This window comes from Martelella sp. HB161492 (assembly GCF_013184775.1).
Lineage (GTDB): Bacteria > Pseudomonadota > Alphaproteobacteria > Rhizobiales > Rhizobiaceae > Martelella.
In genome coordinates, this window is record NZ_JAATVV010000001.1 from 514,391 (window position 1) to 526,354 (window position 11,964).

An 11,964-nucleotide genomic window follows, 5' to 3' on the forward strand; every position below is an offset into this window, starting at 1 on the left:
AACAAAATCAGAGCAATGGTGCAATCATCGTCGTTCAGCTGAAACGATTAAATATAAATGAAAACGGGGGCGGAAAGTTCCGCCCCCGTTGAAATTCTCTTACCGTGGCAGGAGGCTGGTTCCCATCAGCGTCTCGTCAATCGCGCGCGCCGCCTGCCGCCCCTCGCGGATGGCCCAGACCACCAGCGACTGGCCGCGCCGGATATCGCCGGCCGTCCAGAACTTGTCGACGGATGTCTTGTAATCGGTGTCATTGGCGACAACATTGACCGAGCCGCGACTATCGGTATTCAGCGTCAGCCGACCTTCCAGTTCCGACAGGATGCCGGTCTTCAGCGGGCCGCGGAAACCGATCGCAATGAAGGCAAGGTCAGCCTTGATGACGAATTCAGTGCCGGCGATCGGCTTGCGCCGTTCATCGACATGGCAGCATTTCACGCCCGTCAGCACGCCTTCTTCGCCGACGAATTCCAGCGTTGCGACCTGGAATTCGCGAATTGCGCCTTCTGCCTGAGACGACGAGGTGCGCATTTTCGTTGCCCAGAATGGCCAAACGGCCAGCTTGTCTTCCTTCTCCGGCGGCTGCGGGCGAATATCAAGCTGGGTGACCTTGACGGCGCCCTGACGGAAGGCGGTGCCAACGCAGTCAGACGCCGTATCACCACCGCCGACAACGACGACATGCTTGCCACCGGCCAGAATTGGCTCGGACGGCCAGCCGGTCGATTCGATGTTTTCACGGCCGACCCGGCGGTTCTGCTGCACCAGATAGGGCATGGCATCATGCACGCCATGCAGCTCTTCGCCGCCAATGCCCGATGCGCGCGGCGTTTCCGAACCGCCGCAATAAAGCACGGCATCATAATCGGCCAGCAGCTGCTCGACCTTGACGTCAACGCCAACATTGACGCCGCAGCGGAAGGTAACGCCCTCGCCCTTCATCTGCTCGACACGGCGATCGATGAAGTTCTTCTCCATCTTGAAGTCGGGAATACCGTAGCGCAGCAGACCGCCGGGCTTGGATTCACGCTCATAGACATCGACATCGTGACCCGCACGGCCAAGCTGCTGGGCAGCCGCCATGCCGGCAGGGCCGGAACCGATGACCGCCACCTTCTTGCCGGTCTTGACCGTTGCCGGGCGTGGCACGATGAAGCCAAGCTCATAGGCCTTGTCGGCAATCGCCTGCTCGACCGTCTTGATCGACACCGGAATATCTTCCAGATTCAGCGTGCAGGCTTCCTCGCAAGGTGCCGGACAGACGCGACCGGTAAATTCCGGGAAGTTATTGGTCGAATGGAGATTGGCAATCGCCTCTTTCCAGTTGCCATTATAGACCAGATCGTTCCAGTCCGGGATCTGGTTGTGAACCGGGCAGCCGGTCGGTCCATGGCAGTAGGGAATGCCGCAATCCATGCAGCGGGCCGCCTGTTTCTGCACTTCCGGATCCGACATCGGAATGGTGAATTCGCGAAAATGGCGAATGCGGTCGGAAGCCGGCTGATACTTCGCAGTCTGCCGGTCGATTTCCAGAAATCCTGTTACCTTGCCCATCTCTGCTCCTGCAGCTATTCAATCACAACGGCCGTACCCGAGGCCGAAACCATCAACATCGCCCCGTTGCCGGAATCGATGTTCTCATAATCAATGTCCACGCCGACAACCGCGTTGCCACCCAGCCTTTCAGCTTCACGCTGAAGTTCGGCAAAGGCGATCTCGCGGGCTTCGCGCAGCGACTTTTCATAGGCACCGGAGCGCCCGCCAACGATGTCGCGAATGCCGGCCAGGAAATCCCGGAAGATGTTGGCGCCGAGGATCGCTTCCCCGGTCACCACGCCCTTATAGGCGCGGATCGTCTTTCCTTCGACTGAAGGTGTCGTCGTCATCAGCATGCAAGACCCGCCTTCCCTTCGGCATAAGCCCGGTCTGCCTCCTTGAGGCAGCAACCAGCAGTTTTACATTTTGAGCAGAAAATACGAACCGTCCACATCTTTTGTGCCTGCCTCCTTACTTCCTTCTGCGGGCGCGTGAGTCAAGCCTTCCACGCCGTTTGAAGTCCATAAGCCAGCGTCCCGGCTCCGCAGACAGGCTGCAGGGCCGGAAAACCGCTTATTCCGCAGCGACACCCATGCGCATGCGCTCCATATCCTCGAGCGCACGGCGATATTCAACCGGCATGACCTTGCGGAACATCGGACGGTAGGTCGCCCAGTCGTCCAGAATGGCCTTGGCGCGGGCCGAGCCGGTGTAGTGGAGGTGTTTCGAGATCAGCTGAACCAGACGCTCCTCGTCATGACGTGTCATGTCTTCGGAAACATCGACGCGGCCCTTATGCATCAGATCGCCGCCATGATGGTGCAGCTTTTCCAGCATGTCATCTTCTTCCGGCACAGGCTCCAGCATGACCATGGCCATGTTGCAGCGTTCGGCAAAATCGCCGCTCTCATCGAGAACATAGGCAACACCGCCGGACATGCCGGCCGCGAAGTTCCGGCCCGTGGGCCCGAGAACGACGACGACACCGCCGGTCATATATTCGCAGCCATGATCGCCGACGCCTTCGACAACTGCGATCGCGCCGGAGTTACGCACTGCGAAACGCTCGCCTGCAACACCATGGAAATAGCACTCGCCCGTGGTGGCGCCGTAAAGCACGGTATTGCCGACGATGATCGACTGTTCCGGAACGATCGGCGAATTCGCGGGCGGCCGGACGATGATCTTGCCGCCCGAAAGCCCCTTGCCGACATAGTCATTGCCATCGCCGACGAGATCGAAGGTGATGCCATTGGCAAGGAAAGCGCCGAAGGACTGGCCGGCCGTGCCATGCAGCGTGACCGAAATCGTGTCTTCCTTGAGCCCCTTGTGGTTCCAGCGCTTGACCAGTTCGCCCGACAGCATAGCCCCCGCCGAACGGTCGACATTCTTGATGTCGATGTCAAAGGCGACCGGTTCCTTGCTTTCAAGTGCCGGCATGGCCTTCTCGATCATCTTGCGGTCGAGAATATCGTCGATCGGATGCTTCTGGCGCATGGTCCAGCAGGTTTCGTCCTTTTCGGCCGGAACCCGGTGGAAGATCCGCGAGAAATCGAGCCCGCGGGATTTCCAGTGGGCAATCGCCTCATCCTTGTCGAGGATTTCGACAGCACCGATCACGTCATCCAGACGGGTGAAGCCAAGCGAAGCCAGGATCTCGCGCAGCTCTTCTGCAACGAAGAAGAAGTAGTTGACCACATGTTCCGGCGTGCCCTTGAAGCGCTTTCTGAGCACCGGATCCTGGGTGGCAACGCCCACGGGACAAGTATTCAGATGGCACTTGCGCATCATGATGCAGCCCGCCGCGATCAGCGGCGCGGTGGAGAAGCCGAATTCATCGGCACCAAGCGCTGCGCCGATCAGCACGTCGCGGCCGGTCTTCAGACCGCCATCAACCTGCAGGGCAATGCGCGAACGCAAGCCGTTCAGCACCAGCGTCTGCTGGGTTTCGGCCAGGCCGATTTCCCAGGGGCTGCCGGCATGTTTCAGCGAGGTCAGCGGCGAAGCGCCGGTACCGCCATCAAAACCGGAGACAGTGATATGATCGGCCCGCGCCTTGGCGACACCGGCTGCAACCGTGCCGACACCGACTTCGGAGACCAGCTTGACCGAGACATCAGCCGTCGGGTTGACGTTCTTCAGGTCGAAGATCAGCTGTGCCAGATCCTCGATCGAATAGATGTCATGATGCGGCGGCGGCGAAATCAGGCCGACACCCGGGGTTGAGTGACGGGTCTTGGCGATCGTCGCATCCACCTTGTGGCCGGGCAGCTGGCCGCCCTCACCGGGCTTGGCACCCTGAGCGACCTTAATCTGCATCATGTCGGCATTGACGAGATATTCCGTCGTCACGCCGAACCGGCCGGAAGCAACCTGCTTGATCGCCGAGCGTTCAGCCGGATGCTGACCATTGGCGAGCGGCAGATAGCGCTCGGCTTCCTCGCCGCCTTCACCCGTATTCGACTTGCCGCCGATCTGGTTCATCGCCCGCGCCAGCGTCGTATGGGCTTCACGCGAGATCGAGCCAAAGGACATGGCGCCCGTGGCGAAACGCTTGACGATTTCGCTGGCCGGCTCGACATCTTCAATCGCCACCGGCTTGCGGCCAAGTTCTTCCGCCGACTTGACGCGGAACAGGCCGCGGATGGTGTTCATCCGGAGCGCGCTCTCGTTTTCCATCCGCGAGAAGGCGTCATAACGGTCGCGCGCATTGCCGCGCACGGCGTGCTGCAGCTCGGCCACCGCATTCGGCGTCCAGGCATGCGCCTCGCCGCGCATGCGATAGGCATATTCGCCGCCAATATCGAGCGTCGAGGACAGGATCGGGTCCTTGCCGAAAGCAGAGCGGTGACGCATCACCGTTTCTTCAGCGATTTCGCTGAGGCCGACGCCTTCGATCATCGATGCCGTGCCGAAGAAGAAGCGTTCGACGAACGCCGCCGAAAGGCCGATCGCATCGAAGATCTGCGCGCCGCAATAGGACTGATAGGTCGAAATGCCCATCTTGGACATGACCTTGAGCATGCCCTTGCCGATCGCCTTGATATAGCGATAAATCACTTCGCTGGAATCGACTTCCTTGGGGAACAGACCCTTGCTGTGCATGTCTGCCAGCGTATCGAAGGCGAGATAGGGGTTGATGGCCTCGGCGCCATAGCCCGCCAGACAGCAGAAATGATGCACTTCGCGCGGCTCGCCCGATTCCACCACGAGACCCACCGAGGTTCTCAGCCCCTTGCGGATCAGGTGATGGTGGACGGCAGCCGTCGCCAGAAGGGCGGGCAGCGCGATACGATCCGGTCCGATCTGGCGATCCGACAGGATGATGATGTTGTAACCGCCGCGCACGGCCGCTTCCGCCCGCTCGCACAGCCGGTCGATCATCGCCGGCATGCCCGCATCGCCCTCACTCGCATCATAGGTGATATCGAGCGTCTTGGTGTCAAAACGATCCTCGGTATGGCCGATATTGCGGATCTTTTCCAGGTCGCCATTGGTCAGGATCGGCTGACGGACTTCAAGACGCTTTTCGCGCGAGGCGCCATCGTGATCGAGAATATTGGGCCGCGGGCCGATGAAGGAGACAAGGCTCATCACCAGCTCTTCGCGGATCGGATCGATCGGCGGGTTGGTGACCTGGGCGAAGTTCTGCTTGAAATAGGTGTAAAGCAGCTTCGACTTGTCGGACATCGCCGAAATCGGCGTATCCGTCCCCATCGAGCCGATCGCCTCCTGGCCGGTGGTCGCCATCGGCGACATCAGCAGCTTGGTGTCTTCCTGGCTGTAGCCAAAGGCCTGCTGGCGGTCGAGCAGCGACACGTCGCGGCGCAACGCGCGCGGTTCAACCGGGTTCAGCTCTTCAAGGATCAGCTGGGTGCGGGCCAGCCAGTCCTGATAGGGATGCTTGCCGGCCAGTTCCGACTTGATTTCCTCGTCAGAGACGATGCGGCCCTTGTCCATGTCGATCAGCAGCATCTTGCCGGGCTGCAGGCGCCACTTGGCCGCAATGTTTTCCTCGGCAACCGGCAGAACGCCGGCTTCGGAGGCCATGATGATGCGGTCATCCTTGGTGATCAAATAGCGGGCCGGGCGCAGGCCGTTGCGGTCCAGCGTCGCGCCGATCTGACGGCCATCCGTGAAGGCAACGGCGGCGGGACCGTCCCATGGCTCCATCAGCGAGGCATGATATTCGTAAAAGGCCTTGCGTTCCGGGCTCATCGACTGGTTTCCGGCCCAGGCTTCCGGGATCAGCATCATCACCGCATGGGCGAGCGAATAGCCGCCCTGCACCAGGAATTCGAGCGCGTTGTCGAAACAGGCCGTATCCGACTGCCCCTCATAGGAAATCGGCCACAGCTTGGTGATGTCCTCGCCGAACAGCGGCGAGGAGACCGAGGCCTGACGTGCCGCCATCCAGTTCACATTGCCGCGCAGCGTGTTGATCTCGCCGTTATGAGCGACCATGCGATAGGGATGCGACAGCTTCCAGGACGGGAAAGTGTTGGTCGAGAAGCGCTGATGCACCAGAGCCACGGCCGTTTCCACCCGCGGATCGGACAGATCCTTGTAATAGCTGCCGACCTGATAGGCGAGGAACATGCCCTTGTAGACGATGGTCGATGACGACAGCGACACGGCGTAAAAACCGGTCTCCTCGCCATTGCCCTCATTATAGATGGCGTTGGAAATGACCTTGCGCAGGATGAACAGCCGGCGCTCGAAGGCGGCATTGGTATCGGCACGCTTGCCGGCGCCGATGAAGACCTGCAGGTGATAGGGCTCGGTCGCAGCGATATCCGGCGCCTTGGACAGCGACGAATTGTCGACCGGCACTTCACGGAAGCCGATGAAAACCTGATCCTCGTCTTCGATGACCTTGCGGATCACGTCCTTGTAATGGGCGATCTTGGCTTCGTCGCGCGGCAGGAAGAAATAGCCGACGGCATATTCGCCAACCTTGGGCAGCACGATGCCTTCCGCCGCCATTTCCTCACGGAAAAAGCGATCGGGGATCTGCATCAGAATGCCGGCACCGTCACCCATCAGCGGATCAGCGCCGACGGCGCCGCGATGGGTGAGGTTTTCGAGAATGAAAAGACCGTCCTTGACGATCTGATGCGACTTCTCACCCTTCATGTGGGCGATGAAGCCGACGCCGCAGGCATCATGTTCGTTGCGCGGATCATAAAGGCCCTGACGTTTGTTCAGACGGCCTTCGGCAGCTTTGTTGGCGGCAGCTTTCACATCAACAGCAGCTACGTTTTCACCAGTGAGCGCGGATGGCGTCATCTTCGTCATTCAAGACCTCCTTCAAGCCTGACACAGGCAGGCGTTACCGGACCGCCCGGACTTCGGCAGCGTTCCAAACGCAGCTCACCGGACGTTGCACGTAATTCTTATTTCCCTGATACCGGACCCGACCAGAAACCGAACCGGTGTGTCACACGACCCGCCGTTTTTTTCGGCCACGCCGCAACCTTGCCGCTTCCGGTTCGATTATAGACGCAAAATTCGGCCTGCGTCAGCCCCTCGGAAATGTTGCGCGACAATTCTGCTACTCCAGACAGAAAAATAGGACAGCATAACTGTCCTATCACCGCTTGATATGCCAGAAAGTTTTGATGATGGCAAGTGAAATCGTAAACATTCTGTCGCCGATGCGAGCGTAAATTACCAAACATAACCGGATCAAGCAACTTTCTTGCGCAAACACCACCCATGCGGGACAGAGTGAGAAAATTGCGGCCAAATATGCGCGAAATTCAGCCCAAAGCCGCCGCCAGCGCAATTTCCTGCATCATTCCGCCTGCGGCCGATCTTCAGGCCGCGCCAAGCATTAGCCCTTTTCTTCGATCAGGACTTGGCCGATAGTGCCGCCGCCCTCCCGAGCGGACATAGAATATAAAGTCAGGATCGATCATGTATTTTGCCTCAGACAACTGGGCCGGCGCCCACCCCGCCATCGGCGAAGCCCTCAATCGCGAACAGTCGGGCTTTGCCGCAGCCTATGGCACTTCAACGCTGGACCGGCGCATTGAAGACCGTTTCAACACGCTTTTCGAACGCGAGGTTTCCGTCTTTTTCGTCGGCACGGGCACGGCGGCCAATTCGCTGTCCCTGTCTGCAATCGGCCGCCCCGGCGGGGTGGTGTTCTGCCACCGCGAGGCCCACATCGCCAATGACGAGGGTGGCGCGCCGGAATATTTCACCACCGGGGGCCGGCTGGCGACCGTCTCCGGCGCCAATGGCAAGATCGATCCGACGGCGCTGGAAAAGACCATCGCCCGCTATCCGGCCGGCTTCATCCATCACGGCCAGCCCATGGCGGTGTCGCTGACCCAGTCCACCGAGATCGGCACCGTCTACAGTCTGGATGAGATTGATGCCGTCGCCGACATCGCCCGCCACCATGAATTGCCACTGCACATGGACGGCGCCCGCTTTGCCAATGCGCTGGTCGCGCTCGGCTGCACGCCGGCCGAAATGACCTGGAAGCGCGGCGTCGACATTCTTTCCTTCGGCGGCACCAAGAATGGCTGCTGGTGCGCGGAGGCGATTGTCTTCATGCATCCGGAAAAGGCCCGGGAAATGCCCTATATCCGCAAGCGCGCCGCCCAGCTTTTCTCCAAGACGCGTTTCATCTCGGCGCAGTTTGACGGCTATTTCGAAAATGACCTCTGGCTCGACCTCGCCCGCCATTCCAACGCCATGGCCGACCGTCTGCGCACCGCGATCACAGCGTCAAAAACGGCACGGCTGGCCTGGGACACCCAATCCAACGAGGTGTTTGTCATCTTGCCGGAAAAAAGTGTTCAGGAGGCCTGGGGCGCCGGCGCCCGCTTCCATGACTGGCTGGTTCCCGTCGATACGCCCGACCTCGTCAAACCCGGCGAAATGCTGGTCCGGCTGGTGACTAGCTTTGCCACGACCAGCCAGGAAGTCGACCAGGTGCTGACCTACATGAAGTGACACAACGCTCACGTGCAGGTGAACGCCCGTGTTCGCCGGATGACGGCTCCGTCATCCGGCGTGATCCCTGAGTGCCGCGGCATTGATTTCCAGTTGAAGGCCGAACGCACCACACTTCTCCTCGCAGGCAGATGCCTGAGGGACGGCCCCCGACGGGCCGAAAACGAGGAGAAGACCATGACCGATACGAAACTGACCGCGACCGCCCTTGCCGGTGCCCTGATGGTTGCCGCTGCCGGCCTTGCCACCACGGCGCCGGCCAGCGCTGCCGATGCCAAATGCTATGGCGTGGCCCTTGCCGGCCAGAATGATTGCGCCGCCGGCCCCGGCACCACCTGCGCCGGCACGTCCAAGGTCGATTATCAGGGCAATTCCTGGAAATATGTCGCCGAAGGCTCCTGCACCAAGATGATGCTGCCGGGCGAACGCATGGGCTCGCTCACCCCGCTGACGCGCGACCTGCCCGAAATGTGATCCCCGCCGCGGACCGGAGCATCCCGCGCCGGTCCGCGCATGGTGCAGGAGGTGACCATGCCCAATTTTCAGGACAATGCGACCATTCCCGCCCGCGCCGGCGCCGGTTTCAAGACCAGCCATGCCGACGCCATTCTTGCGGCCGAGCACCGGATTGGCTTTCTCGAGGTCCATGCGGAGAATTATATGGGTGCCGGTGGCCATCCGCACCGGATCCTGTCGCGCATGCGCGCGGATTTTCCGCTCTCGGTTCACGGCGTCGGCATGTCGATCGGCGGCGGGCGCGATCTCGATTCCGCCCATCTTGGACGGCTGAAACAGGTCGTCAGCCGCTATGAGCCCGGGCTGGTATCCGAACATCTGGCCTGGTCCACCCATGAAAGTGCCTATTTCAACGATCTGTTGCCGCTGCCCTATAACCGGGAGACGCTCGATCGCGTCGTCGACCATATCGATCAGATCCAGACCGCCCTCGGCCGGCAGATCCTGCTTGAAAACCCCTCAAGCTACCTCGTCTTCGACAGTTCGACACTCAGCGAGACCGAATTCCTCGAAGCGGTGAGCCGCAGGTCCGGCTGCGGACTGCTTCTGGATGTCAATAATGTCTATGTCTCGGCCATCAATACCGGCTTTGACCCGCTTGCCTATCTGAAGACCTTTCCCTTGGAGCGGATCGGCGAGATCCATCTTGCCGGCCATGCGGAAGAAGACGATGACGACGGCCACCGGCTGCTGATCGATGCCCATGACCGTCCGGTCGCAGACCCCGTCTGGGCACTCTACGCCTTTGTCATCGCCCGCACCGGTCCGCTGCCGACACTGATCGAATGGGACAACGCCATTCCCGAATGGCCGGTGCTGATGCGCGAGGCAATCCGCGCCGAAACCATCATGAATGAAGAAGGCAACCGTCTGCTTCTGGGGGTGCGACATGGGTGAACCTTACCGCACGGGATCCTTTGCCACCGCCCTGCTCGACCCCGAAGCTGTGGCGCCGGACACGATCCGCCACCCGTTCAGCGGTGCTGCAGCCACGCGCCTTGCCGTCTACCGCAACAATGTAACCGTCGGCCTGACCGAGGCGCTGCGCGCCATTTTCCCGGCCACCGCAGATCTTGTCGGCAGCACGACATTTGCGACACTGGCGCGCGACTTCATCCGCAAAAGCCCGCCGGCCTCACCCGTTCTGGCGGAATACGGCCATGATTTCCCGGACTTTCTCCAGCACAGTCCGCTTTCGCAAACCTTGTTCTTTCTCGCCGATGTCGCCCGGGTCGAACGTGCGGTGCTGACGGCCTTTCACGCCGCGGATTGCCAGACACTTGCTGCAGAGACCCTCACGGCAATCCCCCCTGAAAAGCTTGGCGCCCTGCGGCTTGCCGCGCACCCGGCTGCTGCCCTTATCTCCCTTTCCTCTTCGGCGGCAACCATTGTCAAACGCTTCAGAAGCGGCACCGGTCTGGATGGCTTTGACCCGTCACCGCGGCAAACGGTGCTGGTAACGCGCCCGGCCTTTGATGTGGAACTGGACATACTGGAAGGCGGCGCCATTCCTTTTGTCACCGCGCTTCTCAATCGCTGCCCCCTTGCCGAAGCCCTCGATGCGGCCCTGGAATTCGACCCGGACTTCGCACCGTCAGCCGGCTTCTCGGTGATGCTTTCATCCGGCGCCTTTGCCGCCATCGCGCAGGAGATGCACTCATGACAGCGATCCACCTTCTGAGACGCCTGCACAACTGTGCGGTGGCATGGTCTGACAGGAGACTGAAGGACTGGCTTCCCGGGCTTTTCGCGCGCTTCGTTTTTGCAGCCGTGCTGCTGCCTTTCTTCATCAGCGCGTTCCGCACCAAGGTGGAGCCCGGATTTTTCGGCTTCTTTCATATCCGTGCATCGGCCTGGTACCAGATCGCCTTGCCCGCCGTTGACGCTGCCGGCGGCGATCTGTCTCAGATTGGCCCCTTTCCCTGGGGGATGATCGTCCTGCTCGGCACCTATGCGGAAATCACTTTGCCGCTGCTGATCGTGTTCGGGCTTTTCACCCGGATCGCAGCGCTCGGCATGATCTGCTTTCTCGCGGTGATGAGCCTGGTCGACATCACCGTTCATCAGGTCGATGCGGCGACGATCGGTGCGCTTTTCGACCGCTTCCCGGATGCAGTCATTCTGGATCAGCGTCTCCTGTGGACCATCCCGCTGGTGCAGCTCGCCTTTTATGGTGCTGGTGCCGTGTCGCTGGATCGGCTTCTGGCGACATTGTGCCATGTGCATCGACCAACGAAGACGGCGCCCTGAACGGGCGCCGTCACAAAAATCTGCAGGGCAGGATGGCCTTATCAGGCGGCCGTCATGGCCTCTTCGCGTTTCACTTCGGCCGGAATGGTCTTCATCCCTTCGCCGGCGCTCGTCTCAATGGCGATACGGCGCGGTTTCATGGCTTCGGGAATATTGCGGAGCAATTCCACATGCAGCAGGCCATTCTTCAGTGAGGCGCCACGCACTTCCATGTGATCGGCAAGCTGGAAGCGGCGCTCGAATGCGCGCTTGGCAATGCCGCGATAGAGATATTCGCTGCCTTCATCCTCTTCCTCGAGCTTTTCACCCTTGACCGTCAGCACATTGGCATGGGCTTCGATCGAAAGCTCGTTTTCACCGAAACCGGCAACGGCCATGGAGATGCGATAGGCATTCTCACCGGTGCGTTCGATATTGTAGGGGGGGTAGGCAGGCGACTGGTCGGGCTGGCCCATCGTGTCCAGAAGATTGAACAGGCGATCGAAACCAACCGTGGAACGATAGAGCGGCGAAAAATCAACGTTACGCATGATGTCCTCCTTTGAGCGACTTTGCGATGTTAACCAACCGGTGTCCCGTAAGCGGCAACGACCGGTGGCGGATGCGAACCCATTCGGCATCCGCGTATCGAAAAGTTGGGTATTGCCTCAAACCATTTCAAGAGGCTACAATTGCGCTCGGACAAGAGGAGCG

Annotated in this window: 9 protein-coding genes; 5 read left to right on the forward strand and 4 right to left on the reverse strand. The window is 60.4% G+C overall.

Going from position 1 to position 11,964, the window contains the following annotated elements; translation table 11 throughout:
• Positions 1 to 99: 99 nt before the first annotated feature.
• From HCK86_RS02360 to gltB, 3 genes are all read right to left on the reverse strand, one after another.
• Entirely contained in the window at positions 100 to 1,554 is a 1,455-nt protein-coding gene (locus HCK86_RS02360; protein ID WP_176082848.1) for a glutamate synthase subunit beta, read from the reverse strand.
• A 14-nt stretch (positions 1,555 to 1,568) separates the two neighbouring features.
• Positions 1,569 to 1,892: a heavy metal-binding domain-containing protein gene (locus HCK86_RS02365; RefSeq protein WP_176082849.1), complete on the reverse strand. Its 324-nt coding sequence runs from the start codon at positions 1,890 to 1,892 to the stop codon at positions 1,569 to 1,571.
• Positions 1,893 to 2,109: 217 nt separating this feature from the next.
• Positions 2,110 to 6,834 carry a glutamate synthase large subunit gene (gene gltB / locus HCK86_RS02370; RefSeq protein WP_176082850.1) on the reverse strand — a complete coding sequence of 1,575 codons (4,725 nt, stop codon included), beginning with the start codon at positions 6,832 to 6,834 and terminating at the stop codon, positions 2,110 to 2,112.
• A 621-nt stretch (positions 6,835 to 7,455) separates the two neighbouring features.
• Between gltB and HCK86_RS02375 the strand changes: the two genes are divergently transcribed.
• The 5 genes from HCK86_RS02375 to HCK86_RS02395 all read left to right on the forward strand — a co-directional run bounded on the left by HCK86_RS02375 (position 7,456) and on the right by HCK86_RS02395 (position 11,271).
• The gene (locus HCK86_RS02375; protein WP_176082851.1) at positions 7,456 to 8,505 is read left to right on the forward strand and encodes a low specificity L-threonine aldolase; all 1,050 of its coding nucleotides are present in this window, start codon (positions 7,456 to 7,458) and stop codon (positions 8,503 to 8,505) included.
• A gap of 177 nt (positions 8,506 to 8,682) precedes the next feature.
• On the forward strand, positions 8,683 to 8,979 hold the full coding sequence (locus tag HCK86_RS02380) for a DUF2282 domain-containing protein (protein ID WP_176082852.1): 297 nt from the start codon (positions 8,683 to 8,685) through the stop codon (positions 8,977 to 8,979).
• A gap of 57 nt (positions 8,980 to 9,036) precedes the next feature.
• Positions 9,037 to 9,918, forward strand: coding sequence for a DUF692 domain-containing protein (locus HCK86_RS02385; protein ID WP_246739414.1), 882 nt, complete (start codon positions 9,037 to 9,039; stop codon positions 9,916 to 9,918).
• Complete coding sequence (locus HCK86_RS02390; RefSeq protein ID WP_176082854.1) at positions 9,911 to 10,684, forward strand: DNA-binding domain-containing protein; 774 nt, start codon at positions 9,911 to 9,913, stop codon at positions 10,682 to 10,684. Before HCK86_RS02385 ends, HCK86_RS02390 begins: the two co-directional genes overlap by 8 nt.
• Entirely contained in the window at positions 10,681 to 11,271 is a 591-nt protein-coding gene (locus HCK86_RS02395) for a DoxX family protein (RefSeq protein WP_176082855.1), read from the forward strand. The genes HCK86_RS02390 and HCK86_RS02395 overlap by 4 nt, the downstream gene beginning before the upstream one ends.
• Positions 11,272 to 11,312: 41 nt before the next feature.
• Here the strand turns inward: HCK86_RS02395 and HCK86_RS02400 are convergent, their stop codons facing one another.
• Positions 11,313 to 11,801, reverse strand: a complete 489-nt coding sequence (locus HCK86_RS02400; protein WP_176082856.1) for an Hsp20 family protein — start codon at positions 11,799 to 11,801, stop codon at positions 11,313 to 11,315.
• Positions 11,802 to 11,964: the final 163 nt, after the last annotated feature.